The sequence below is a fragment of the Synechococcus sp. RS9907 genome, assembly GCF_014279615.1.
GTDB lineage: Bacteria > Cyanobacteriota > Cyanobacteriia > PCC-6307 > Cyanobiaceae > Parasynechococcus.
The window spans coordinates 1234231-1257209 of record NZ_CP047944.1 but is presented as its reverse complement, the minus strand read 5'-3'; the positions used below and the strand labels follow the sequence as shown (position 1 = coordinate 1257209).

Below are 22979 nucleotides of genomic sequence, written 5' to 3'. Positions count from 1 at the left end.
CGTTGAAGATTCTGTTCTGGGGGACACCGGTCTATGCGGTGCCAACCCTTAATGCACTGCATGATGCGGGCCACACCATCGTTGGGGTCGTCACGCAGCCGGATCGTCGGCGGGGTCGAGGCAAACAGCTCGTTCCATCACCGGTGAAGGCGAGGGCGGAAGAACTCGGTCTTCCTGTGTTCACCCCTGAACGAATCCGACGGGATGACGATTGCAAAGCCAAGCTCGCTGCACTCGGTGCTGATGCCTCTGTAGTCGTGGCCTTCGGACAGATCCTTCCCAAGGATGTGTTGGAGCAGCCTCCCCTGGGCTGCTGGAACGGCCACGGATCACTTCTACCGCGTTGGCGTGGTGCTGGGCCCATCCAGTGGGCCCTGCTCGAAGGGGATCAGGAAACGGGTGTGGGGATCATGGCCATGGAGGAAGGGCTCGATACTGGTCCGGTTCTGCTCGAGCAACGCACCCCGATCCAGCTGCTGGAACCTTCCGTAGCCTTGGCCGAACGACTCAGTGCTCTCACTGCAGAGCTGATGGTTCAGGCCATGCCGCTGATTGAAGCGGCGGGACCGGGTCCAGAAGACGAGAGATTGGCAAGGCTCAACGTGCGGGTTCAGGCCGAGGGGTCGACCTATGCCCGCATGCTGGAGAAGCAGGATTTCCAATTGGATTGGTCTGCCCCTGCTCTCAGCATTCATCGCAAGGTGATGGGGCTTCATCCCGGAGCGTTCACCCAGTGGCAGGGCAAACGCCTGAAGGTGTTGCGCACGGAGCCGTTGATCGAGCGCCTCCAGGATCAACTCAGTCCTGAGGGACGCAACCTCGTGGGCCAATGGCCCACCGGCGGGCATCCCCCAGGGACGATCCTTGCAGTGATCGAAGATCTGGGTCTTGTGGTGAGCAGTTCAGGCTGCCCCCTTCTGATCCGGGAGGCGCAGCTGGAAGGAAAAGCACGCAGCACAGCCCCCGTTCTGTTGCAGCAACTCAACGCCACTCCCGGAGATCGATTAGGCGAAGGTTGATTCAGGATTCCGTGTACAACATCCGCGCTTGAGACCAAACCCGATCGAGATCCTGCTCGGAGAGCTGAAGAGCTTCCAGGAACATCGTCGAGAGCCATTGTTGGCGCTTCAACAGGGTGTCGGCTTCAAAAAATGTTTGCTGCGAGGCCAGAACTCTGAATTTGAGAAATTCCAGCAACCTTGCGCGCAAGCGAACCGTATCGATGAGTTTGATCCGTTGGCCTTGATCACAGAGATAAATGGTGCCGCCTGTTTCCACTCCGCATAATCGCGGTGCAAGCAATTCCAACGTTGTCGGCGGTTGCCAATGGCGCAACTTTGTCTCGGGGTGGGGGTAATAAATCCAGCCGTTCACCACCTCACTTTGGGGCGTCTTGATCTGAACACTCCAGAACGAGAACGTTTCGGGGGGGTGGAGGTCGGTCCATCGCACCTTTTCAAACAGGTGATCTGGATTTGAAAGTGAAACCTCGAGGGGGGCAAAGTCGAGATTCAGCGTGCCGAAGAAACAGCCCGAAAGGTCCAGCCCTAAGGACTGGAACACGGGGAATTGCATTCGAATCGTGCCATCTGGATACGGAGATTCATTGCTTGATCCGGAGGCGACGCCATGGCCAGCACAGAGTCGCCCAGTGAGCCATTCCGGTTTCATCAATCAGCGAAGTTCACGGTGGCTGCAGTTCTCGCAGGGGCCTTCCGGCCACACAGCACAGCGGAGCAAAGGACTACGGGCATTAAAACGACAATTGGGATCACCAATCACCCAGCCATGTCTCCAGGGTGTTGCATCGACGGGACGCGTCTGGGGTTTCACCAACAGGGCCACTGAGGCCATCACATAGCGACCGTTGCGAAGGGCGTAACGGTGACGACGTTGCATCACGAGGAAGGATTGCTGTTCCACAACAAGCCATCGCCCCGGTTGTGGCGGATCCTCAAGATCAACGCGATGGAGCAAACGGTCTCCACTGATATGGCGAAGTTCAACAAGCATGGCCTTCGTCCTGATCGAGTTCCTTGCTGCGGATCGACATTCCCCAGGCAAACAGCAACAGCACCACCACCAAGGTGAGCCAATCGGGTTGATTGAGGCTGGGCACGACAACATGAACAATCAAGCGCAGCGCCACAAAAGCAACGGCGAGAAACCCAGCCGTTTCAAGCCGTGGATACAGATCAAGCCAGCGGATGAACAGGGCGGATGTAAAACGCAGTGCCACGATGCCGATGAAGGCACCTGTGCTGATCAACACAATCTGATCACTGATGGCCACTGCTGCGGCAACGCTATCGATGGAGAAGGCCAGATCTGTGAAGGCCAGCAGCAACACCGTGTTCAGAAACGGGCGTGACAGACCGTCGGATTCATGTCCTTCGCTGGACTCAGCGTCATCGCCAGATCGGTTGTTGAAGTGATCAACCACCAGCCACACCAGATAGGCCGCAGCGAGGAGTTGCACCCAGGCGTTTTGCAACACCCACTGGGCCACAACGATCAAAGCGATCCGTAAAACCAGTGCAATGCCAATGCCCAGGTTGAGGGCAAGAGCTTCCCGCTCCGGTTGACGGCTGCTGCGGGCGATGGCCGCGAGGGCCACAGCGTTATCAGCCGACAGGATGAGCTCCAGCAGTACCAGAACAGGCAGCAGGGCCAAAACCTCACCCCATTGATCGGCACCTTCGAAGAAATCCGACAGTGAGGGAAGCGAAGTGATGTCCATCGCGGCAGCCTAGAAAGTGCAAGCGCTGTTCCATTGCGATGCAGATCCGGGCCGAGCTGTGTCACGTCGACACCCTGAGATGCATCGTGCGGGTCGAGGCCTGGCTCGACGGTTCTCTGCAGGGCAGCGCCCTTGGTGAAGCCGCCACTGCTGAAGAGGCTGAGGAGAGAGCGTTGCGACGCCTGAACTCCAGGCTGGGGTCCACTGAGGGGCCACAGCAGCCCGTCAATTCAGCTCGCCCTGAAGCCCCCCAGGTGGATGAGCCAACTCCGAAGCAGGTGCCCGTGGAGCGGCCGAGAAGAATTGAGCAGACCCAGCCCTCGTTTGCTCCACCCACCCCTGCCACCCATCAGGTCCCAGCCACACCTGCTGACAACACCCCCTCTGAAACACCAACTGATCCTGACGACTGGAGTGATGAGCTGACCGCCATCGATATGGAAATCAGACGCATTGGTTGGTCTCGAGAGCAGGAGCAGGAGTATTTGACCCGGGCCTTCGCGCTCGGCAGCCGCCACAAGCTCACGCGCTATGCCGATCTGGTGGCCTATCTGCGTCAGTTGAAGTTGATCCAAGCCAACGACGACGCGTCCACAGCACCAGCACCCATCCGTCGTGGCGATCTGCTTCAACAAGGAGATGCCATGTTGAAGCAGCTGGGCTGGAGCTCCGAACAAGCCAGGACCTTTCTCCAACAACAACTGGGGGCGACCAGTCGTCAACAACTCAGTGATGAACAGCTTTTGCAGTTCAACATGCTGCTGGAGGAGCAGACGCTAAAAGTCTCATGAGTCGGGCCTAGATCCCTGTAAATGCAGGCCCAGTCTTTGATTTGCGCTGAAGACGCGACAAGCTTTGCGCACAAATGTCGTCACTTGTGGTTGCTTGTATCCACGTTTTTGCGCACACTAATGCGCACAGGGCAGCACCCAGGAGATGCCAAAACTTCGGTCTGGTGAGGAGTGGGCCAAAGGCCTGCGGCAAGACATCAAGACTGAAATCGGTCTGGGCTGGAATGTCTGCGGCCACAAGCGCAGCGATGGCACCTTGTCCGGCAGCTGCAAGCTGACCCACAGAACAGAAGACGGCCGTCGCAGCAGCGTGATGCTGCCGTTCCCTTGGGAGGCCTCCAGCAAGCGCCAGATCCTCAACAGGGTCATCGCCATAGCCAAGGCGCTGCAGGCTGATCCTCAAAAAGAGCTGAACGAAGTTGCCAAGATCAACGCCGACACCGTTGATGAGCAAGCGGAAGCTGAGGCCGGCCATGGCCTGACGAAGGGCAAAGGCTGGGATGCTGTCTTGGAGAAATTCCTCAAGTCGAAATCAAGCTGCCGCTGGAAAACCCTGCGGGACTACGACTACAGACTTGGGCGGGCCATGGTCCTGCTGCACCACCACAAGCCAAAGCCCAGATCAGGCTTTGGCCTGATGCAGGCCTACAAGGAAGTCCATTTCCTTGGCCCCAACGGTGAGGAACACAAGCCAGGAGCTCAGATTGAAGCAGGTGCATCCGGTCGCAAAAAGAGCCTGGATGACATCGCCAGATTTCTAAGGTTCGCCGTTGATGTTTGCGGGATGCCGAAAAGGTATCTGCCGCCGGATCCCAAGCAGATTGAAGAACTGGTGGGGTTCAAGACAGTTTCAACAACACATGCACTGACACCGGCAATCAAGCCAGAGATGTTCGTTGAACTATTGGATGATCTGCTGGAAGAGGGCAAGGTCCGTGAATATGTTGCCGTGGCGATTGTTGGATATTGCGGCCTCCGGCCAAGCGAGCTGGCAACACTGCACCAGGTTGATGGTCAGGCCAGGGTTGTCAGCACCAAGCGGAACACGAAACAGATGAAGCATCCGCCTGAGGCCAGGGACATCTTTCCCCTGGAAATCAAAGGGCGCAACCGTGAAGGGGCCAAGGTCTTGCAGCAGTTTTTTGAAGGCAAGGTGAAACTGCCAGCGGCACTGCAGGTTCAAATTGACAGGATGAACCCTGACCATCCGAACCACATCAATTCATACAGTTACGTGGGGATGGAGTTCCGGCAAATGCTCTGCGTTAGATGCAAAGCATGGAAGAACCTGAAATCCAACCCTGGAACGGAAGACATCACGCCATATAGTTTGCGGCACGGATTTGCATGGCGAGCAACCTACGGAGACACACAGATGTCGCACCGTGCTGCAGCAAAACTGATGGGCCACGATTTGGTGACGCATCAACGTTGGTATGGCCGATGGATTGATGCCGCAAGCCTTAAAGCAGAGGTTGAACGGGTCAATTCTGCAATGTGATGCACAACGGGGTTGTGCAGAACCGAATAGATGTGGTTACATTGCTTCTGAATCAATCGAGAGATCGTTGATTCATCTGGTAGGTCGGAGCCGTTTACTCGCCGTTCAGGATCTGTGGGTCTAACCCCAGTTAACGAGGTTCCCGAAAGGGATGAAAAATAGGCTCTGGAGACCATAATTGCCCGTCCAGGATTTTCCTGGGCTCCTGGTTTCAGGGATAGCGGGCCTGCCAACGCGCAGGAATCACCGCAAGGAGTTCGGCCAGAGAAACACCTCAAGTCAAAGTCACTTCAGGATTTCTCTGATGCCGGAAAGTATTCGGCAGCTGTTCAAAACTTCAGCTGCTGCTCCCATGCTCTGCCTGTCGGTAGGGCACCTTCTCAGACTCAAGGACAACCAAGACGGGCCGCTAATTGAAGGCGAGCATTGGTTTCCTGGGCCAACTGCTAACAGCCCTATCCGATGGGATGTTCCTGCAATTTTGGAGTTGCTACGCAAGCGTGGCCAACTTCGCCGTCAGGCAGACCGAACACTGGTTGAGGCTGGCATTCCTACATCCAAGCTCAGGGAAGTTGGGCATCGGAAGCCCCAAACAGCAGGCGAGAAGGCATAAAAAATGGCTGACACAATTTGCGCCAGCCAGGGTCCGCATAACCCAAGGCTAAGGCAAGACTTGCTTGATAAGCAGCAGGTTGCTGCATCAAGATGCACTGGCACTACTGATGACAACCACGGCCAGCTGGCCGTAGGTGCGCAAGGTGGTGCGCAACTGATCATTGATGCAGCCCAAGCCCACTGGCATGTGGACCTGATGGGCAGGGATGAACGTGATGTTCACATCCGTGCTATCCCGCACAAGGGCAAACCCGGCAGAGCCTTCAACGGCAACTTCGCCCACGACCTTGAAACCTTCCAGGCCTACAACAACACCGGGCATGGTCTTTACCTTCAGCCCAGCATCGGCGGAACCCTGAAGGATGAGGTCACGCTGTGCACCTCACTGTTCTGGGAATACGACGACAGGCCAAGGTCTGAACAGGTTGAGCTTTGGCAATCAACCGTTGGCCTTCAACCCACCTTCCAGATCGATACCCAGGGCAAGAGCATCCATAACTACCTGGTGCTGGATACACCCATAGATCCAGAGCCATGGACCCTGTTGATGGAACGGTTGCAGTTGGCTGCGCCTGGCTGCGACAAAAACGTCAAAGGCGCCAATCGCATGATGCGGATGGCCGGCAGCCATTACATCAACCGCAATGGTGAATCCCAGGGTCAGGTTCAGATCATCAATGCAGACGGCCCGCGTTATTCAGCTGAAGAGCTGGATGCAGTGTTGCCATCGTTGCCGGTGCCATCACAACCCAAACCCAAAAAGTTCCCCCCAAATGGCGGGAACTACAACAAAGATCGACTGCCAGACATCGCTGCCGCGTTGGATCTCATTCCACGCCGCAAGGGTGGGCATGGAACCTACGGCGACTATCGGAACATCCTCTGGGGCCTCGTTGATGCTTGCGCTGAAGCGGGTTACTCCGACCAGGTAGCTATTGACTTGATGGAGGCGCACAGCCCCAGCAAGCAATGCGATTGGAACGTTGCTCAGGTTGCCCGTTCAGGTGGTGAGCAGATCACTGCCCGAACGTTCTGGTGGCACTGCCAACAACACGGATGGAGGGGTCATGAATGAATCCCTACAGGCCGTGGTGGATCAATACCAGCGGCGTGAACTCACTGATGGTGAACTTGAGGCGCTGCAGCATCCACTCACCTATGAGGAGATCTTCCCGGCGGACATTGCCAAGGCACTGAAGCTCCTGATGGAGCCGTATCCATCTGATCCTTACGTTGCGGCGCTCATCTTCATGGCGGGCATGAGTGGGGTGTTGCCATTGGGCACAGGTGTAAACCACCGCACCAAAATCTTCCCGGCCAACATGTATGTGGCTGGTGTCGCTGCAACCGGCACAACCAAGTCATCACAGCTAGATGAGCTGGTGGATTTTCCCCTCCGTTTGGTGAGGGCAAAGGTGGCCAATGAGAACGCCCAAGAGCTTGAGGATTACCTGGCGCTGCCCAAATCAAAGCGGCCCAGCAAACCACCAACACCACTGTTGTGCGACACCGGTGATGCCACCCCTGAAGCACTGATTGCGCACCTGGTGCGTCAGTACAAGAACAAGAAGGCTCTGCTGGTTTTCAAGGATGAAGCCAGCGAGCATTTCCTAGGCATGGCCCTGGAGATGAAGAACGGCCGTGGCTCATCACTGGGCCTGTTCTTGGAATGCTTCGACGGCAAGGGGCGCACCAAAACCACTCGGGGTGATGGTGTCCTTAGCTTCCCGGCAAGCAAGCTGAGCTTCGTTGGGTGCATCCAACCTCAGGTGCTGAGTGACCTGATGCACGGCACTGATTACGCCGGGCAATGGTCACGCATCCTGTTTCCGGCCATGCCAACCAGGCTGCTGCAGCTTCAGGATTCAGATCCCACTGAGGATGAACAGAAGCGGTTCAGGGCTGCACGCGTAACGCTGGAGAACATGGCAATGGAGCTGTACAAGATGGAGCCCCACGTCTGCCATCTCACTGCTGAGGCCCGCGCCCATGTGAATGCATGGTTCCGCCACTACCAGCGCAAAGCCATTGACCCGACAACGCCTCAGATCCTGCAGTCGATGTTCAACAAGGGCATGGCTCATGCGATGCGTGCCGCCATCATCCTGCACAAGATCCACGTCAAAGGGGAGGCGTCAAAGGTGCCCATGGAGTTAATGCAGATCAGCACACGTTTGGTGGATGCCGCCTTTACCGACACCATCAGACTGCACCGTGGCAACGCTGGTGCAAGCAAGCTCTTCCAGCACATCCAGACCACCACGCTCAAGGCCAAGCGCCACATGACTTGGCAGGAAATAAAGGGCAAGGGTGACGATGACATCAGGAAAATTCCTGCCGCAGATTTCGATGCTCTGGTGCCAGTCATGGTGGAGATGGGCATTGGTGAGCAAGGGAAGCGGAAGCGGTCCATCACCTATATGGGGACCCAAGAGCTGGTTGATTAGACACGCAGACACCCATCCCTGTCTGCACGAATCGCACTCAGGGATTGGGCGCTGGGCCCGTTAGACATGCAGACACGGGTCTGAGCGCCTCCGTGAAACTGCTTCGCTCTGCCGGTGCGCAAGAATGAAAAATGTTTTTCCTGAACCCCCATGTCTTTTTTCAGGTTGGAAGTTAGCGAAAAGAAGAGCAGCAAAAATCTTTCTTTAAAAAACGCTTTCTTTGGTCTAGTCGAAGCATACCGTCAAGATCAATTCCTGCGAACAACTACTCCAATTGGAACTACCTACGGATATTCCAAGGGATATTCATCAGCATATGATGGCCCTTTGTATATGGATCTAACGGAAAAAATTAGCGAAGATCCTGACGCATATAGCATGATAAGGAGCGGCCTTAAGAGGTTATACAAGCAAGTGATTAATGGAGATAATTTTCTCCTGCTTTCGCTTGATGGTTACAGCACAAATGATGATGATGGACCTATTGAAAATGGCTCACTTGGCACATTAAAAATAAATCTAGGACAGGGTGATGACATCATTGATTACAATAAAAGAAATTATAATGGCGTACTGCCAAGTTTTAAAAAATTTAAATTACATGCAGGAGATGGCTCAGATATAGTGAATTGTGAATTGATTACTTGGAATGATACATATCAAGATTATGACACACAAAAAGCACCCAAAGCACTCTTCAAAGGAGGAAATGGTGAAGATATTTTTTATGGCGTTCCTAGGGGAATTGAAGCCGTAATTAAAGATTTCAATACTGCAGAGGATTCAATTAGCCTTAATGGTAAACGTCGCAGATATGGATTTTATGAGACAAAAAGAGGTGTTGCTATGTACGATAAAAGACATCAGGATGGACTTTTGCTACTCGAAAGAGTCTTCTCCGTTGACTCCCTTAACATAACCAACGAAAGCATATTGTAATAATGAGCGATGAATTCATTTGGGTTTTCTGTCGAATTTTGCGCATGGTGTGCCTGAATGTCTGAATCCCCCAGATCCGCTGCACTGCAGTTGATCCATGCAGACAGAACCCATGTCTGCTTCTGTCTGAATGTCTGCGTTCCAGAGGCTGATCTCCTACATCAGGAGCATGTCAGCAACTCAGACCCCAGGCTGTGACGACAGAACTGCTCCGGAGCCCCGGCGGAGTGCGCATATTGTGCGCAGAATTGACCGTTGACCCCCAGGGCCCGCTGGACCTAATACAGGCGTACTAGCAAGATAGGTATGTCGGTTGATCATGCAAGCGCCGTTGCTGCGCCCAAAACAGATCCGGCCTTCCTGCACGTCAAAGCAGGCATGACAGTGATCGTCACTGACACCGATGGTGCCTGGCGTATGGCTGACGTGATTTGGGTTGATGGTGGTGCCAGGAACCCCAAGATCCCCACGCTCTTCCAGGTTGCTGACGTTGATACCGGCATCATCAACTGGGTCAACGCTGACCTGGTGACGCACATTTGCCCCAGGGTGTGATCAGTCCTTCTGGCGCAATCCTTTGGTGTGTTGGGCGATGCCGCCAATGGCCATCAACTGAATCGCGTAGATCGTTTGCGTTGAGCCGAAGAATTCATCTGGTGCTTTCGTCGCAATAGCGTTTAAGAGCAACCAGCCGCCCATTGTGATGGCAAGTGCTCCAGTGATGCTGAACGTCCGCTCAGAGACAGCGTCCATCCAGTACTTGTCTGCCATTTGATCGGTAATGACTGCCGAAATTGTGGCCAGACGACCTTTAGTTGTCAGCGGCGGTGCGCATGGTGCGTAAAGCGCCCACGGAAGTGCGCTTCAAATTGCCGGTCAAGCTGTGGCTGCACCAGCATCACCCTCAAGGAATTGAGTGCCCCGCAGGCTGCTGCGTACTGGCCGTCCCGTTCAGCTTTGGCCGCCAGGCGTTGATATTGCGTCGCCAGCCAACCGACCATGTGCTGAATCTCAACTGAGTTCAGGGCGTTAGCCAGCTCACTTTGGGCGAGTTCTATGTCCCTCAGTGATGTTCTGCGGGAGCACCCCCACGTCTGCGACAGCTGCGTCGCTGCATCAGTTGGCGGAACACCATCACTAATGAGCTGAAGAGCCTCGTTGCGGCGTTGCTGTCGTTGCTGCTTGGTGGTGATGGCCATCAATCAGATTCCTTTGATTCATCACTTTTTTTCGCTTCGCGATAAGCAAAAACGTCGCCGTCCTTGTATGCATACTTCTGGCAAACCTTCAATCCTGCTGAGTAATAGGCTTTGCTTAGATCAACATCTTCAAATGTTTCTCCCAAGGCTGCGGCAAGCTTTGCTTTCTCCATATTTTCGACATTCGGATTAAAGCAGGTGAGAGTGACGTAACCCATTGCCTTCTTTTGGCCATTTAGATCAATAAATATTGGACGGTACTTGATCTGCAGGAACCATGGCTTCTCAGCTGCAGCAGCCTCTTTGAGGACTTTAATATATTCCTCAGAGGTTTTAATTTTTTCCCTATACGCAGGGCCCACCAAATAGATATGATCACAGTCGGCCTGACTGAGGATGGTCTCTCTTGCGCATTTTTTTGATTCAGAAGACATTCTTTGGATATAATTTTGTCGGGATTTAATGTCTTTCTCGTGATTCTTGATTGCTGACTCAATTGGCGGTTCAATTTCAGTTACAGCAGATTCCTTGACTACGTAACTTTCATCTAGATCTGTTTTAACCACGATGTCCCCGCCGCTGCAGGCTGTGAGGAGCGTGATGGCGCCCACCAATGCAGCTGTGCGAAGCATGGCATCAACTTGAAGTCTCATGAGGCTGCTACGGCAGGGGGTATCAGTCAAAGGATTTCGTGGCGCTGACAAATGGTGACCAAGTTGCTGCCTTTGCTGCTTAGTGGTGATTGCCATGGGTATGAGGTGGCGGGGGTTGCACAGGCCCTTTTGGGTGGTTATTCACTGAGACTGACTGCGCTGCAATGGATTTACCTCCAGGCCCCTGGTCGGCCGTTTTAGAGCAGTTTTTTGCAGAGATCGACTGCAGCGCAATGGATCTACCCCGGCCGTTGTGGTGGCGGGTTTGGATCAGCCCGTGGGCATGGAACATGTCAATCACATCATTGAGCTGCTCATCAGACCAATGCTCTGAAAGCTCATGGATGCAGCGTTCCACCTGACGCTTGGTGATCCCTTTGGGTCGGGGCAGCGGTGCTGACAACACAGGACCGTCATCACAGATGTCGTCCAAGAGGTTTGCCATCAGCCAGCACCAACGTTGTCGAGTTCGTTCTGCAGCCAGAGACGCTGAGCAATCAGCTCGTCACGCTGGTCAAGGAGACCACCAGCACGGTCTTCAATCTCCTTTTGCAGATTGCCGATCTTGGTGGCCAGGCCCTGGATGTGGGTTTCAGCCTGCTTACGGTAAAAACTGCGGCCAAGGTTGGAAGGCAGCCAGCTGGTCTTGCACCATTGCTCGAACTCAGGCGGCATACCGCTGAAGTTGGGATCTTCCTTCAGTGCTGCATCCCTGAAGGCAAGCTGCCGGTCAAGCAAGCGTTGGGAGTCTCCCGGCTGGCAGTAACACCAGTCGCCAAAAACAGGATGTGGACGGGCAAGCATGATCAGAAGCTCCGGTAGCCGCGCTGCCAAGGCGCAAGGTTTTGACGTTGTTGGCGCTCTGCAGCGGCAGCCTGGTTTTTGGCCCTGAGGGCTTCGGTGCGCATCTGCAGGGACTGTGCTGCCATTGCCTTGGCTTCCTTCTGCTCATCGATACGGTGGCGGATCGCAGGATCAATGCCGCAGTAATGAGCCAGCTCTGCTGAATCTTGTGCAATAAGGCTGGTAAGTGTCAGGTTTGACCTGATTTTTCCCAGATCAACGGGCTGACCATAGTTGCGCTGGGGCAGATGACGCTTGGCACCGTCAATCTTGGAGATTCTGGCTTCCAGCTGGCGAGCCATAGTCTCGACTTGTGATGCGCTTTGGTAGGAGGCTGTGATGGCCTCATCAATGGAATGAAATTCAGCTGACATGGACTGGTGTGCGGCGGCTTTGTGGATTGCTCAGGGGGTCTGTTGACGGCACATGTGGTGCATCGTCGTCAACATCAAAGGCATCACGCTGACGTTCAACCATGGCTTCACAACGAAGATGGTTGATGATCAGCTCATCCTCAATAGGTAGCTGACGTTTAGGCACTGAAAACAGGCATTTATCGTTGTAAACAGGATAGCTCTTCTGATTACACTGAAAACACCAGTTCTTACGGTGGGCTGGTGCTCAGCGCAGCAGATAGGGGCCGCTTCGGTGGCCCTTATTTGATATTTACTGTTTGGTCGGTATCATCAAAGATTGGTGCCGCCCTAGTGCTGGCTTGCGTTTGCGCACTTCACCGGATTTTGGCCTTTGCGCACCTTTATGCGCACGCTAAGTAGCAATTAACCCCAGACCCCTTGCAGCACAGGGGTTATAAGCAAAAAGCATGCTCCTGGAGGAGCAGACGCTCAACCATGCCAAATAAGCATTAACACTCAGGAATGGTCAGGGCTAGTGGCTTACAACGGGTTTGCGGCAGGGACTGATACGGCGTCCATGCCGATTGCAGCAGGGTGAATCGTCTACACACTCTGCGCAGCCAGGTCGTTCCCTCCGCTTCTTTCCTGAAGGGGGGAATGGCCCCTATGGGGCGGTAATGAGATCGGAGCTCTGTCGCGAAGGGATGCTCAGCTGATAACTCAACTGCGGAAGTTGAACTCCAGCTTCGTTTTAAATTTTTGGTACTTGATCACATTCATCACCTGAAGACCAGTATTTTCAGACTTCCTCTCCTCGGCAAGCGCTTTGAGGATCATGGAGCCCGAGGCCTGCCAGTCTTGATCGACTTCGATCAATTGCTTGGCTCGTGAGTAGTACTCCGCAGCTTTAGCCAAGTAATCAGATTTCTGACTTGATGTCTTTGAAGATATTGTCGTTGTGATGGAACTATCTTTCTCTGGAGGAATTGTACAGCATGCTTTTCAGTGCAGATAAATCATTTGAGGCCTGCAATCCCGTGAACGCGTTTTAGACCAAGGCGATTGACCAAACCGCGAGGAATCGATAACCAGCTGAGGCGGATGCTCCTAGCGAGCGTTTTTGGCCTGAATGCCACCTGATATATCAACGTTTTGAATCTTTAACCTGCCTAATTCACCAGCTGCACTTGCGATAAGGTCAGTCATGGATGACCCGACCCTTGTTGTACGGCAGCTGATCAATGAGCTTCGGGATGACATGTCCGAAGCGGGCCGTGAACTCAGAAATCGCAGCACTTGGGATCTCCAATGCCCCGTCGTCATCATTGATGCACGTACCGAACCCAACCGGGTAGTACGTACCTCAGTGCGCGGCATCACCGGTGCCATCGCCACCAGCAACGTGATCGATGATCCCTTGATGCGGTCTTTTCTGGATCGCTTCCGTGAAGTTGGTGCTGATGAAGCGTTGGACGAATTCCTGCAGGGGCCTGAGGCGGAACGTTTCTCAGAGCTCTGGGACATCTACAACGACGAAGCCCAACAGCAGGGTCTAGCGGTCTGGTCCCACAGTGACGCCGCCAAATTTGTGCTCAAGTCGAAAACTTGTTTTGACGATGGTCAGCTGGCCTGTGTTGCCATTACGTCGGGAGACCATCGTGATGCCCACGACGTGCTCACCTTTTCTGTGGATGCCTGCTGGTTGTCTTGAGCGCCGGTTCGGACTTAAACGCACCGGAATTCAGGAGCGGATCAGTTGAACAACAACAAAAAGCGCTGAAGCTGCCAGGGGCCAAAGCAACCAGGTCAACTGAGGAATGGTGAGGGCGAGCACAAGCCCGATCACGAAGAAAATCAGAAAACGGCCGAGGGTCATGAAGGCACCAATACCGACGTATTGAACCGAAAACCCCGCCTTAGGCCAGTTTTTCGCGCCTTGAGCTGGGAGCTGGTTCGGGGGTGAACAGGATGGGGACCGAGGAAGCAACCAGCACGCCGCTCACCGTCAGCAACACCAGCAGCGGAATGGGCCGGACCAGGGGCTGACGCTGCAACGGTGTCGCGCAGCTGGAGCAGAGCGGAACAACCCCCTTGGGCGGATGCAACACCAAGGCCGGGCCGCAACAGCAAGAGGGGCAGCGGAAGCGCGGCATCGACCGGTGAAACGCAGCTGCTGGCACCTTATTGCGAAGATCATGGATTGCCGAGGCCTGCTCCATGCCGCTCCGTTCCCTGGTGACCAAGTTGCAGGAAACTGCACTCACCGGTGAGCTTGATGAGCGCTCAAGCCGCGCCCAACGCTTGTTAATGCGCGGAGCAGGTCGTTGCAGCCGAGCTCTGGTGGCCAGCGCGCTCTCACAGCGGCGGGGCGCACCTCTGCTCGTGGTGGTGCCAACGCTTGAGGAAGCGGGACGCTGGACAGCGCTGTTGGAATTAATGGGATGGAGCCAGGCCAGCCTGTACCCCACCAGCGAAGGCTCTCCCTATGAACCCTTCGATCCCACAAGTGAAATCACCTGGGGGCAACTTCAGGTTCTGAGTGACCTGCTGGGGGAACCCAACGCGGCGTCCTGGGCCATCGTGGCCACGGAACGTTGTTTGCAGCCCCATCTCCCCCCGCCGGATGTTCTGAAAACAAAAACGCGCACCTTGCGCAAAGGGGATGAGGTTGATCTGGAGGCACTGGGCGAGACGCTGGCCCAACTTGGCTACGAGCGGGTCACCACCATTGAGCAGGAGGGGAGCTGGAGCCGTCGCGGCGACATCGTCGACATCTTCCCGGTGAGCAGTGAGCTGCCTGTTCGACTCGAATTCTTCGGAGAGGAGCTCGACAAACTGCGGGAATTCGATCCCGCCAGCCAACGCTCACTGGATCCCGTCGATGCGCTTCGACTCACACCAACAGGTTTTGGGCCTCTGATTGCGGACCAGCTCAGGGAGACAATGCCCGATGGACTGGAGCAATTGCTTGGTAGCGAGGGCACAGAGCAGCTTCTGAACGGCGGTACCCCGGAAGGCATGCGCCGGCTGATGGGGCTCGCTTGGGAGCAACCCGCCTCGCTTCTCGACTACCTGCCCGACACGACAACAGTGGTGATCGATGAGCGACGCCAGGGCCTAGCCCACGGACAACAGTGGCTCAGCCATGTGGAGGAACATCACCACGACATGGCTGCAGAGGCGGGTCTGGACGAGGGCGATCGTGATCGGCTCTGGCCAGCGGTTCTGCACCGTGAGATTGAAGCCGCCTATGCCCTGACGGAGGTCTTCCATGGCTTTGACATGGCAGAACTGCTCGAAGTCGACCAGCACCCCAACAGCTTTGACCTCGCCAGCCGCCCTGTTGCGGCCTACCCCAACCAATTCGGAAAACTCGGGGAACTGATCAAGGGATTTCAATCCGAACGCACGGCAGTTTGGTTGGTGTCTGCACAACCCAGCCGAGCGGTTGCGCTGCTGGAGGAGCACGACTGCATCAGTCGGTTTGTGCCGAACGCGGGAGACAGCAATGCCATTTCCCGTCTGATTGAGCAGAACACCCCCGTCGCCCTGAAGGTGAGGGGCACGGCCGAACTTGAGGGTTTGCAGCTGCCGGCTTGGCGGATTGCTCTGGTCACCGACCGTGAATTCTTTGGCCAGCAGAGCCTCAGTTCCAGTGGCTATGTGCGCCGTCGTCGCAAGGCCGCCAGCCGCACGGTAGACCCCAACAAGATGCGCCCGGGCGATTTCGTGGTGCATCGGAACCATGGCATCGGACGCTTCAAAGCCATGGAAAAACTCGCGATGTCAGGCGACATCCGCGACTACCTCGTGGTGCAGTACGCCGATGGAATCCTTCGGGTTGCCGCCGATCAACTCGGCAGCCTTGGGCGTTATCGGGCCACGAGTGAAACACCCCCGCAGCTCAACCGCATGGGTGGCACGGCCTGGAACAAGGCCAAGGAACGGGCCAAGAAGGCGGTTCGCAAGGTTGCCCTTGATCTGGTGAAGCTGTACGCAGAACGGCAACAGGCCGCAGGCTTTGCCTTCCCCTCCGATGGCCCCTGGCAGGTGGAAATGGAGGAGTCGTTCCCCTATGACCCGACGCCGGATCAACTGAAGGCCACGGCCGACGTGAAGCGGGACATGGAACGGCAGGAGCCGATGGACCGACTGGTGTGCGGGGACGTTGGCTTCGGCAAGACCGAAGTTGCGATCCGCGCCATCTTCAAAGCCATCACCGCTGGAAAACAGGTGGCGATGCTGGCCCCAACCACGGTGTTGGCTCAGCAGCACTGGCGCACGCTCTCGGAACGCTTCGCGCCATATCCGATCAAGGTGGCTCTGCTGAATCGTTTCCGGACGGCGTCGGAACGCAAATCCATTCTCGATGGCCTGAAGCAGGGAACCATCGACGCCGTGGTGGGAACCCACCAGCTGCTCAGCAAAGGAGCATCGTTCCAAGAGCTTGGTCTGTTGGTGGTGGATGAAGAACAGCGTTTCGGTGTGAACCAGAAGGAAAAGATCAAAGTGCTGCGGAAGGACGTCGACGTGCTGACCTTGTCGGCAACGCCGATTCCCAGAACGCTCTACATGAGCCTTTCGGGGGTGCGGGAGATGAGCCTGATCACCACACCACCGCCACTGCGCCGTCCGATCAAGACGCACCTGGCTTCTCTGGATCCGGAGGCGGTGCGCAGCGCCATCCGCCAGGAACTGGATCGTGGGGGCCAGGTGTTTTATGTGGTTCCCCGGGTGGAAGGAATCGAGGAGGTGGCTGCAGGCCTACGGGAAATGCTGCCAGGCCTGAAGCTTTTGGTGGCTCACGGTCAGATGGCCGAGGGCGAACTGGAGAACGCCATGGTGGCGTTCAACGCCGGTGAAGCCGACGTGATGCTCTGCACCACGATTGTGGAAAGCGGCCTGGACATTCCTCGCGTCAACACGATCCTGATCGAGGACGCCCACCGCTTTGGCCTGGCCCAGCTGTACCAATTGCGGGGACGGGTCGGCCGAAGTGGGATTCAGGCCCATGCCTGGTTGTTCTATCCGGGCAACGCATCGCTGAGCGACACCGCTCGTCAGCGGCTGCGCGCCATTCAGGAGTTCGCCCAACTGGGCAGTGGATACCAGCTCGCCATGCGGGATATGGAGATCCGTGGAGTGGGCAATCTCCTCGGCGTGCAGCAGAGCGGCCAGATGGAAACCATCGGTTTTGACCTCTACATGGAGATGCTGCAGGAATCCCTGGCGGAAATTCAGGGTCAAGACATCCCCAGCGTTGAAGACACCCAGGTGGATCTCCCCGTAACGGCCTTCGTGCCTGCGGACTGGATCACTGATCCCGACGAAAAGATCGCGGCCTACAGAGCTGCAGCCGACTGCCTCAGCGCCGAGGCCCTGGTGGAGCTGGCTGCGGGTTGGGCCGATCGCTACGGAGCGCTGCCCGCTGCCGTGGTGTCGCTCCTGCAGCTGATGGAACTCAAACTTCTGGCGAAGCGATGCGGCTTCTCCAGGATCAAGCCGGAGAAGCCCAACATCGTCCTTGAAACTCCCATGGAGGAGCCTGCGTTCCGTTTGCTGCGCCAGGGATTGCCCCAGCATCTGCATGGCCGTTTGGTGTACCAGGCCGGCAGCGGCATCCAGCACAAAGTGATGGCTCGCGGTCTTGGTGTTCTCCCCATGGAGAAGCAACTGGAACAGCTGATGGAATGGCTGCGTCTGATGGCAGCCCAGATTCCCGACGCCGACGGCAAAACCGAGGCAGAGCGGCAGGAGGAGCTTCGCGCCAAAAACGCGGAGGTGGTTCAGGTCTGAGGCCTGAAGCCAATTCTGAGAAAAACGTTACCAACCACGCAATTCTTCGTTACATTGGTTCCAACGAAATTCGTTGGACATGGGTGAATTCGTCGAAATCGGTGCTGGTGGCGTCTCTCTGGAACTGATCAGCGGCGTTTTCTGTGCCACAGCACTCGGTGTGTACGCCCTCTTCCAACCCGACGCCTCGGATGACGACGATTCCAACGGTGGCGGCGGCGGCGGTCTGATGCAGCCGATCTCCTGAGTTACTGCAGCGCGTAGCTCAGGTTGGCTCGGCCGGGTTGATAGGTCGTTCCTGCCTGAATTTTCTTCAATTGGTCCAATAAGGTCCCCTCAGCTGTTCTGTATTGGCTGTCTTTCTGGGTTCCCAGGTCTTCAACCGAGAAGTTTTTGATCTCCTTTTTCGACATCGCTGCTTCGATGTCCGGTTGGATTCCGTTCTTGTGAATATCGGTTCCCTTCGGGGTTAGATATTTGGCGATCGTGACCGTCAGACCGGATCCATCGGCCAATCCGCGAACGGCTTGGACAAGTCCCTTGCCGAAGGTCTTCTGTCCAACGAGTTGGGCACGGGAGTTGTCCTGAAGTGCCCCTGAAAGAATTTCGCTGGCACTGGCGGATCCCTGATCAATCAGCACCACCAGAGGTTTATCGGTGATTGCACTACCCGTGGCACGCCTCACATCGCGGATTCCTGCGCGGGTTCGGGTGCTGACGATGGTGCCTTCGTTGAGCCATTGGCGGGCGATGTCCACACTGGCCTCAAGCAAGCCGCCGGGATTGCTGCGCAGGTCCAGCACGTAGCCCTCAGCAGCCTGTGATTCCAGATCCTTGATGGCCGCACGCATCTCACGCGTGGCGTTGGCATTGAATTGCTTGAGACGGATGTAGCCCAGCTTGCGGCCGTTGGGCGCCGTGTTGAGCATCGCCTTCACGGCATGAATCTCAATGCGCGCCCGTTTCAGCGGCACATTCAGCACCTGACCCTGGCGCCTGAGTCCCAGCACAACATCGGTGCCCTCCGGGCCACGAATCAACTTGACGGCGTCCTCGGTGGTCATGCCTTTGGTCGAGGCACCATCGATGGAAACAATCACATCCTTGGGCTGAACGCCCGCACGGGATGCAGGGGTGCCCTCAATCGGGGAGACAACAATCAGCTCCTTCGTGTCTTTGTCGAGACTGAGCTGAATCCCCACACCCATCAACTCACCGGAGGTGTCGATCTGCATCTCCTTGAACTCCTTCGGGTCAAGAAAACGCGTGTAAGGGTCATCAAGGCTGGCCAGCATGCCTCGGATCGCTTCGTAGGACTCGGCGCTGCCCCCGTAGGACTTGCGCAGCAGATTGCTCCGCAGCTGGCGCCAGGTCGCTTCGTCATAGGAGCCCGTCGAATCCAGGTAATCGCGATAAACGATCTGCCAGACCTGATCAATCACCTCCTTGGGGCTGTCGTGAATCGATCCCCCGGAGGCCGATGGCAGGGAAAGACCTGGCGAGCTGATGCCCATGGCGGTGACCACACCACCGACACCGAGCAGCAACAGCAAGGGAGTCGAACGGACCAAAGAACGCAGGCGCTGACTCCGAACCATGGCCCTTCGGGACTGATTCCTCAGACTAACGAGATCAGGCGGGCTCCACCCAGCGACCGTCCTCTTTGATCAACTGGATCAGGGCTTCGACGCCCTCGGCTTCCGGCACCTTGCGAATTTCATCACGACCGCGGTAGAGCGAAATAACGCCCGGGGTTTTGCCAACGTATCCGTAATCAGCATCGGCCATCTCGCCAGGGCCATTGACGATGCATCCCATCACGGCGATGTCCAGACCCGTGAGGTGGGATGTGGCGTTGCGAACCTTGTGCAACACCTCCTCCAGATTGAACAGGGTGCGACCGCAGCTGGGGCAGGCGACGTACTCGACCATGGTCTTGCGCAGACCCAGGGATTGAAGAATCGAGTAGCAAACGGGGATTTCCTTTTCAGGGGCCTCCGTCAGTGAGACCCGGAGGGTGTCTCCCAATCCATCGGCCAGCAGTGTGGCGATGCCTGCGGTGCTCTTGATCCGGCCGTAATCACCATCACCGGCTTCGGTCACGCCCAGGTGGAGTGGGTAATTGAAACCTTCCTTGTCCATGGTGTCCGCCATCAGGCGGTAGGCCGCGAGCATCACCGGAGCCCGCGAGGCCTTCATCGAAATCACGATGTTGTGGAAATCAAGCTCATGGCAGATGCGCACGAATTCCATCGCTGACTCGACCATCCCCTCAGGGGTGTCGCCGTAGGTGAACAGCATCCGCTCCGCCAGGGAGCCATGGTTCACACCGATTCGAAGCGCCTTGTTCTGATCCCGCAGCAGGGTCACCAAGGGCTCGAACGTCTCACGGATGCGCTGACCGATGGCGGCAAATTCCTCGGGGCTGAACTCCTGGCGGTTCGGGTCTGGCTTATCAAAAATGAACAGGCCGGGATTGATCCGGACTTTGTCGACGTGCTGGGCGACCTCCAGGGCGATCTTGACGCCGTTGTGGTGAACATCCGCCACCAGGGGAACGGTGCAGCCGCGCTGACGAAGCTCCTGACGGATCTGTCCCATCGCCTTGGCGTGGGCCATCGAAGGGGTTGTCACCCGCACGATCTCACTGCCCGCTTCCGCCAGGCGGATGATGCCGGCTACAGCAGCCTCAATATCGAGGGTGTCCTCGTTGATCATCGACTGCACCACGATCGGGTGCTCGCTGCCCACGGGCACATCACCCACCATCACAGTGCGGGTCACACGGCGGTGGATCTGGGTGTCGTAGCGCCGATCCAGGGCAGTCATGGGGCCGGTGGTGAAGCGCGTCAACGTTCGCACAGCCTGCGCCGAACCGCGTCGAGATCCTGCCGTGTCAGATCCAGGGGCGCGCCGGCTGCTTTGGAGGGATTGCGCAGCAGATAGGAGGGGTGAAAAATCGGCATCACCGCCCGGCCATTCCAGCTCTGCCACTGACCACGAAGCTGGGTCATGCCCCCCTTGATGCCAAGAATGGCCTCCACAGCGGTGGCTCCCGTGAGCACGATCACCGTGGGATCAACGGTCTCCAGTTGCAGGTCAAGCCAGGCCCGGCATGCGGCTAACTCAGCTTTTTTCGGCCGTCGGTTGTTGGGCGGCCGGCATTTGATCGCGTTGCAGATGTAGAGGTCATGCTCGGGATCCAGATCCACATCCCGCAGCAGTTGATCGAGGGCACGTCCTGAACGCCCGACAAACGGAACGCCCTGAGCATCTTCCTGAGCTCCGGGGGCTTCACCGATCAGCATCAGATCCGCCTTGGGGTTGCCGCGGCTGATCACGACGGTGTGACGCGTGCTGGCCAGATCACAGGCAGCGCAAGAACTGCAGGCCTCCAGGCTGGAGAGAGTCATGACATCGGAGCAACAGATTTCAGAGGAGCCAGGAGCAACAGGGGATTGCCCTCCGGATCGTGGATCCAGGCCTCAGCACCAAAGGGCTCAAGCCGCGCCTCCTCGAGGAGTGATCCACCACGCTGCAGGGCGTTGCTGAGCAGCCGTTGCAGTTCAGGCAGGGGTTCCTGCGATGGGGAGAGCCGCAAACAGGGCGCCAGCGCTCGCCCTCGGGCTGGGAAAGAGCGCCGGCGTGAGGGCCTGTAAATCTCCAGCTGGGTGCCATCGCTGAACTGAACGATGCAGTGGTGCTCCGCCAGCCCAGGCTTCAACGTGGCTTGAAACAGCTCGCTGTAGAACGTCGCCAACCTGGCGCTGTCTTCCGCAGCCAAGACCCAGCTGATCTGTATCGCATTCATGGGCGCTGAGAAATCAAGGTTGTCTGCGACACCATCTGCGGCAGGATGATGACGTTTTAAACGCACCGCGGGGAGGTGCGTTACCGATGCCGCGCCCGCCAGAACTTTCCGACCGGGCTGTCGCCCTCAAACCGTCGCTGACGCTGGAGATCAGCGCCAAGGCCAAAGCACTGCGCGATAGCGGTAAGGACATCTGCAGCCTCAGTGCCGGTGAGCCGGACTTTTCGACGCCTGCATTCATCGTTGAAGCGGCTCAGCATGCTCTGGGATCCGGCTTCACCCGCTACGGCCCCGCCGCGGGGGACCCCGATCTGCGTGTTGCTCTGGCCCACAAACTGAGCGTCGAAAACGGGATTCCAACCCAGCCCGAGCAGGTGCTGGTCACCAACGGTGGCAAGCAAGCCATCTACAACCTGTTCCAGGTGCTGCTCAATCCCGGCGACGAAGTTCTGGTGCCGGCGCCCTACTGGCTGAGCTATCCCGAGATGGCCGCTCTGGCCGGGGCGAGCACCAGGATCATCCCCACCAAAGCGGAGGAAGGCTTCCGTCTCGACCTCGCTCTACTGGAGCAGCAGATCACCCCACGCAGCCGACTGCTGGTGATCAATTCCCCTGGCAACCCCAGCGGCCAGGTGATGTCACGGACCGAACTGGAGGCCCTGGCCGCGCTGGTGGCCCGTCACCCCCAGCTGATGGTGATGAGCGATGAGATCTATGAATATCTCCTGGCCGATGGTCAGCAGCACTGCAGCTTTGCGGCCATTGCCGATGGGATCCGTGAACGCTGCTTCACCGTGAACGGCTTTGCCAAAGGCTGGGCGATGACCGGCTGGCGCCTCGGTTATCTGGCTGGAGATGCTGCCGTGATCAAGGCTGCTTCAGCCCTGCAGAGCCAGAGCACCAGCAATGTGTGCAGCTTTGCTCAACGGGGCGCACTGGCGGCGATCGAAGGGCCCCGAGATTGCGTGCGCGAGATGGCCATCAGCTACAACCGCCGCCGAACTCTGCTCACTGAAGGGCTGCAGGCTCTGGAGGGCATCACCCTGACGCCCCCTCAAGGGGCCTTCTACGCCTTCCCCCGCCTGCCGGACGGCGTGCCCGATTCGATGGAGTTCTGCCGGCAAGCCTTGGAACAGGAAGGCCTGGCCGTGGTTCCGGGCCTGGCCTTCGGCGATGACCGCTGCATTCGACTCTCCTGTGCCGTAGCAGATGAGACGATCAACGATGGACTGATGCGACTGAAGCGGCTGCTTCGCTCCTTCTGATCCGATCTGATCACTTCCTCTTC

At 56.9% G+C, this 22979-nt stretch carries 27 protein-coding genes; 11 read left to right on the top strand and 16 right to left on the bottom strand.

The features are described 5' to 3' along the window. The first annotated feature begins 2 nt into the window (after window positions 1-2). On the top strand, window positions 3-1019 hold the full coding sequence (gene fmt, locus SynRS9907_RS06775) for a methionyl-tRNA formyltransferase (RefSeq protein WP_188022263.1): 1017 nt from the start codon (window positions 3-5) through the stop codon (window positions 1017-1019). Window position 1020: 1 nt separating this feature from the next. Here the strand turns inward: fmt and SynRS9907_RS06770 are convergent, their stop codons facing one another. From SynRS9907_RS06770 to SynRS9907_RS06760, 3 genes are all read right to left on the bottom strand, one after another. Next, window positions 1021-1575, bottom strand: a complete 555-nt coding sequence (locus tag SynRS9907_RS06770) for a hypothetical protein (protein ID WP_370586628.1) — start codon at window positions 1573-1575, stop codon at window positions 1021-1023. Between the two features lie 99 nt (window positions 1576-1674). Continuing rightward, window positions 1675-2013: a DUF6464 family protein gene (locus tag SynRS9907_RS06765; protein WP_188022261.1), complete on the bottom strand. Its 339-nt coding sequence runs from the start codon at window positions 2011-2013 to the stop codon at window positions 1675-1677. Next, window positions 2003-2740 carry a DUF475 domain-containing protein gene (locus SynRS9907_RS06760; protein ID WP_188022260.1) on the bottom strand — a complete coding sequence of 246 codons (738 nt, stop codon included), beginning with the start codon at window positions 2738-2740 and terminating at the stop codon, window positions 2003-2005. The genes SynRS9907_RS06765 and SynRS9907_RS06760 overlap by 11 nt, the downstream gene beginning before the upstream one ends. 38 nt (window positions 2741-2778) lie before the next feature. On the opposite strand from SynRS9907_RS06760, the gene SynRS9907_RS06755 reads away from it, so the two are divergent. From SynRS9907_RS06755 to SynRS9907_RS06730, 6 genes are all read left to right on the top strand, one after another. After that, on the top strand, window positions 2779-3531 hold the full coding sequence (locus tag SynRS9907_RS06755) for a hypothetical protein (RefSeq protein WP_188022259.1): 753 nt from the start codon (window positions 2779-2781) through the stop codon (window positions 3529-3531). A 313-nt stretch (window positions 3532-3844) separates the two neighbouring features. Continuing rightward, window positions 3845-5032 (top strand): site-specific integrase, encoded by a 1188-nt coding sequence (locus SynRS9907_RS06750; RefSeq protein ID WP_188022258.1) that lies wholly within the window; start codon window positions 3845-3847, stop codon window positions 5030-5032. 811 nt (window positions 5033-5843) lie between these two features. Further along, window positions 5844-6722, top strand: coding sequence for a hypothetical protein (locus tag SynRS9907_RS06745; protein ID WP_188022257.1), 879 nt, complete (start codon window positions 5844-5846; stop codon window positions 6720-6722). Further along, the gene (locus tag SynRS9907_RS06740; RefSeq protein WP_188022256.1) at window positions 6715-8094 is read left to right on the top strand and encodes a DUF3987 domain-containing protein; all 1380 of its coding nucleotides are present in this window, start codon (window positions 6715-6717) and stop codon (window positions 8092-8094) included. Before SynRS9907_RS06745 ends, SynRS9907_RS06740 begins: the two co-directional genes overlap by 8 nt. Window positions 8095-8244: 150 nt before the next feature. Further along, on the top strand, window positions 8245-9033 hold the full coding sequence (locus SynRS9907_RS06735) for a hypothetical protein (RefSeq protein ID WP_188022255.1): 789 nt from the start codon (window positions 8245-8247) through the stop codon (window positions 9031-9033). A gap of 306 nt (window positions 9034-9339) precedes the next feature. Next, window positions 9340-9588, top strand: coding sequence for a DUF3104 domain-containing protein (locus SynRS9907_RS06730; protein WP_188022254.1), 249 nt, complete (start codon window positions 9340-9342; stop codon window positions 9586-9588). Here the strand turns inward: SynRS9907_RS06730 and SynRS9907_RS06725 are convergent, their stop codons facing one another. From SynRS9907_RS06725 to SynRS9907_RS06695, 7 genes are all read right to left on the bottom strand, one after another. After that, the gene (locus SynRS9907_RS06725; protein ID WP_188022253.1) at window positions 9589-9804 is read right to left on the bottom strand and encodes a hypothetical protein; all 216 of its coding nucleotides are present in this window, start codon (window positions 9802-9804) and stop codon (window positions 9589-9591) included. A 47-nt stretch (window positions 9805-9851) separates the two neighbouring features. After that, on the bottom strand, window positions 9852-10232 hold the full coding sequence (locus tag SynRS9907_RS06720) for a hypothetical protein (protein ID WP_188022252.1): 381 nt from the start codon (window positions 10230-10232) through the stop codon (window positions 9852-9854). Continuing rightward, complete coding sequence (locus SynRS9907_RS06715) at window positions 10232-10981, bottom strand: hypothetical protein (protein ID WP_188022251.1); 750 nt, start codon at window positions 10979-10981, stop codon at window positions 10232-10234. The genes SynRS9907_RS06720 and SynRS9907_RS06715 overlap by 1 nt, the downstream gene beginning before the upstream one ends. Then, window positions 10965-11330 (bottom strand): hypothetical protein, encoded by a 366-nt coding sequence (locus SynRS9907_RS06710; protein WP_188022250.1) that lies wholly within the window; start codon window positions 11328-11330, stop codon window positions 10965-10967. The genes SynRS9907_RS06715 and SynRS9907_RS06710 overlap by 17 nt, the downstream gene beginning before the upstream one ends. Beyond that, window positions 11330-11689: a hypothetical protein gene (locus tag SynRS9907_RS06705; RefSeq protein WP_188022249.1), complete on the bottom strand. Its 360-nt coding sequence runs from the start codon at window positions 11687-11689 to the stop codon at window positions 11330-11332. Before SynRS9907_RS06705 ends, SynRS9907_RS06710 begins: the two co-directional genes overlap by 1 nt. 2 nt (window positions 11690-11691) lie before the next feature. Then, the gene (locus tag SynRS9907_RS06700) at window positions 11692-12102 is read right to left on the bottom strand and encodes a hypothetical protein (RefSeq protein WP_188022248.1); all 411 of its coding nucleotides are present in this window, start codon (window positions 12100-12102) and stop codon (window positions 11692-11694) included. Between the two features lie 702 nt (window positions 12103-12804). After that, entirely contained in the window at window positions 12805-12999 is a 195-nt protein-coding gene (locus SynRS9907_RS06695; RefSeq protein WP_188022512.1) for a hypothetical protein, read from the bottom strand. A gap of 289 nt (window positions 13000-13288) precedes the next feature. On the opposite strand from SynRS9907_RS06695, the gene SynRS9907_RS06690 reads away from it, so the two are divergent. Next, on the top strand, window positions 13289-13795 hold the full coding sequence (locus tag SynRS9907_RS06690) for a hypothetical protein (RefSeq protein WP_188022247.1): 507 nt from the start codon (window positions 13289-13291) through the stop codon (window positions 13793-13795). Between the two features lie 30 nt (window positions 13796-13825). On the opposite strand, the gene SynRS9907_RS14030 is transcribed toward SynRS9907_RS06690, so the two are convergent. Next, the gene (locus SynRS9907_RS14030) at window positions 13826-13960 is read right to left on the bottom strand and encodes a hypothetical protein (RefSeq protein WP_006851938.1); all 135 of its coding nucleotides are present in this window, start codon (window positions 13958-13960) and stop codon (window positions 13826-13828) included. 40 nt (window positions 13961-14000) lie between these two features. Then, window positions 14001-14237, bottom strand: a complete 237-nt coding sequence (locus tag SynRS9907_RS06685; protein ID WP_188022246.1) for a hypothetical protein — start codon at window positions 14235-14237, stop codon at window positions 14001-14003. A 64-nt stretch (window positions 14238-14301) separates the two neighbouring features. Between SynRS9907_RS06685 and mfd the strand changes: the two genes are divergently transcribed. Continuing rightward, the gene (gene mfd / locus SynRS9907_RS06680) at window positions 14302-17880 is read left to right on the top strand and encodes a transcription-repair coupling factor (protein WP_188022245.1); all 3579 of its coding nucleotides are present in this window, start codon (window positions 14302-14304) and stop codon (window positions 17878-17880) included. A gap of 79 nt (window positions 17881-17959) precedes the next feature. After that, window positions 17960-18127: a hypothetical protein gene (locus SynRS9907_RS06675; RefSeq protein WP_188022244.1), complete on the top strand. Its 168-nt coding sequence runs from the start codon at window positions 17960-17962 to the stop codon at window positions 18125-18127. A 1-nt stretch (window position 18128) separates the two neighbouring features. Here the strand turns inward: SynRS9907_RS06675 and SynRS9907_RS06670 are convergent, their stop codons facing one another. Genes SynRS9907_RS06670 through SynRS9907_RS06655 form a run of 4 tightly spaced genes read right to left on the bottom strand, consistent with a single transcriptional unit; the run spans window position 18129 to window position 21691 of the window. Beyond that, window positions 18129-19478, bottom strand: a complete 1350-nt coding sequence (locus SynRS9907_RS06670) for a S41 family peptidase (RefSeq protein WP_188022243.1) — start codon at window positions 19476-19478, stop codon at window positions 18129-18131. A gap of 34 nt (window positions 19479-19512) precedes the next feature. Continuing rightward, the gene (gene ispG, locus SynRS9907_RS06665) at window positions 19513-20709 is read right to left on the bottom strand and encodes a (E)-4-hydroxy-3-methylbut-2-enyl-diphosphate synthase (RefSeq protein WP_115162065.1); all 1197 of its coding nucleotides are present in this window, start codon (window positions 20707-20709) and stop codon (window positions 19513-19515) included. A 20-nt stretch (window positions 20710-20729) separates the two neighbouring features. Then, window positions 20730-21293, bottom strand: coding sequence for a uracil-DNA glycosylase (locus SynRS9907_RS06660; protein ID WP_188022242.1), 564 nt, complete (start codon window positions 21291-21293; stop codon window positions 20730-20732). Next, window positions 21290-21691, bottom strand: a complete 402-nt coding sequence (locus SynRS9907_RS06655) for a VOC family protein (RefSeq protein ID WP_188022241.1) — start codon at window positions 21689-21691, stop codon at window positions 21290-21292. Before SynRS9907_RS06655 ends, SynRS9907_RS06660 begins: the two co-directional genes overlap by 4 nt. An 86-nt stretch (window positions 21692-21777) precedes the next feature. On the opposite strand from SynRS9907_RS06655, the gene SynRS9907_RS06650 reads away from it, so the two are divergent. Beyond that, entirely contained in the window at window positions 21778-22956 is a 1179-nt protein-coding gene (locus SynRS9907_RS06650; RefSeq protein WP_188022240.1) for a pyridoxal phosphate-dependent aminotransferase, read from the top strand. Window positions 22957-22979: the final 23 nt, after the last annotated feature.

Bases quoted from the DNA above. Each gene is read 5' to 3' on its own strand.
- SynRS9907_RS06735 (WP_188022255.1), top strand. From the start codon at position 8,245: ATGTCTTTTTTCAGGTTGGAAGTTAGCGAAAAGAAGAGCAGCAAAAAT.
- SynRS9907_RS06675 (WP_188022244.1), top strand. From the start codon at position 17,960: ATGGGTGAATTCGTCGAAATCGGTGCTGGTGGCGTCTCTCTGGAACTG.
- SynRS9907_RS06770 (WP_370586628.1), bottom strand. From the start codon at position 1,575: ATGCAATTCCCCGTGTTCCAGTCCTTAGGGCTGGACCTTTCGGGCTGT.
- SynRS9907_RS06690 (WP_188022247.1), top strand. From the start codon at position 13,289: ATGGATGACCCGACCCTTGTTGTACGGCAGCTGATCAATGAGCTTCGG.
- mfd (WP_188022245.1), top strand. From the start codon at position 14,302: ATGCCGCTCCGTTCCCTGGTGACCAAGTTGCAGGAAACTGCACTCACC.
- SynRS9907_RS06710 (WP_188022250.1), bottom strand. From the start codon at position 11,330: ATGGCAAACCTCTTGGACGACATCTGTGATGACGGTCCTGTGTTGTCA.
- SynRS9907_RS06755 (WP_188022259.1), top strand. From the start codon at position 2,779: ATGCAGATCCGGGCCGAGCTGTGTCACGTCGACACCCTGAGATGCATC.
- SynRS9907_RS06765 (WP_188022261.1), bottom strand. From the start codon at position 2,013: ATGCTTGTTGAACTTCGCCATATCAGTGGAGACCGTTTGCTCCATCGC.
- SynRS9907_RS14030 (WP_006851938.1), bottom strand. From the start codon at position 13,960: ATGACCCTCGGCCGTTTTCTGATTTTCTTCGTGATCGGGCTTGTGCTC.
- SynRS9907_RS06745 (WP_188022257.1), top strand. From the start codon at position 5,844: ATGGGCAGGGATGAACGTGATGTTCACATCCGTGCTATCCCGCACAAG.
- SynRS9907_RS06750 (WP_188022258.1), top strand. From the start codon at position 3,845: ATGCTGCCGTTCCCTTGGGAGGCCTCCAGCAAGCGCCAGATCCTCAAC.
- SynRS9907_RS06705 (WP_188022249.1), bottom strand. From the start codon at position 11,689: ATGCTTGCCCGTCCACATCCTGTTTTTGGCGACTGGTGTTACTGCCAG.
- SynRS9907_RS06715 (WP_188022251.1), bottom strand. From the start codon at position 10,981: ATGGCAATCACCACTAAGCAGCAAAGGCAGCAACTTGGTCACCATTTG.
- SynRS9907_RS06760 (WP_188022260.1), bottom strand. From the start codon at position 2,740: ATGGACATCACTTCGCTTCCCTCACTGTCGGATTTCTTCGAAGGTGCC.
- SynRS9907_RS06720 (WP_188022252.1), bottom strand. From the start codon at position 10,232: ATGGCCATCACCACCAAGCAGCAACGACAGCAACGCCGCAACGAGGCT.
- SynRS9907_RS06670 (WP_188022243.1), bottom strand. From the start codon at position 19,478: ATGGTTCGGAGTCAGCGCCTGCGTTCTTTGGTCCGTTCGACTCCCTTG.
- SynRS9907_RS06660 (WP_188022242.1), bottom strand. From the start codon at position 21,293: ATGACTCTCTCCAGCCTGGAGGCCTGCAGTTCTTGCGCTGCCTGTGAT.
- ispG (WP_115162065.1), bottom strand. From the start codon at position 20,709: ATGACTGCCCTGGATCGGCGCTACGACACCCAGATCCACCGCCGTGTG.
- SynRS9907_RS06740 (WP_188022256.1), top strand. From the start codon at position 6,715: ATGAATGAATCCCTACAGGCCGTGGTGGATCAATACCAGCGGCGTGAA.
- SynRS9907_RS06730 (WP_188022254.1), top strand. From the start codon at position 9,340: ATGTCGGTTGATCATGCAAGCGCCGTTGCTGCGCCCAAAACAGATCCG.
- SynRS9907_RS06655 (WP_188022241.1), bottom strand. From the start codon at position 21,691: ATGAATGCGATACAGATCAGCTGGGTCTTGGCTGCGGAAGACAGCGCC.
- SynRS9907_RS06650 (WP_188022240.1), top strand. From the start codon at position 21,778: ATGCCGCGCCCGCCAGAACTTTCCGACCGGGCTGTCGCCCTCAAACCG.
- SynRS9907_RS06700 (WP_188022248.1), bottom strand. From the start codon at position 12,102: ATGTCAGCTGAATTTCATTCCATTGATGAGGCCATCACAGCCTCCTAC.
- SynRS9907_RS06725 (WP_188022253.1), bottom strand. From the start codon at position 9,804: ATGGCAGACAAGTACTGGATGGACGCTGTCTCTGAGCGGACGTTCAGC.
- SynRS9907_RS06685 (WP_188022246.1), bottom strand. From the start codon at position 14,237: ATGCCGCGCTTCCGCTGCCCCTCTTGCTGTTGCGGCCCGGCCTTGGTG.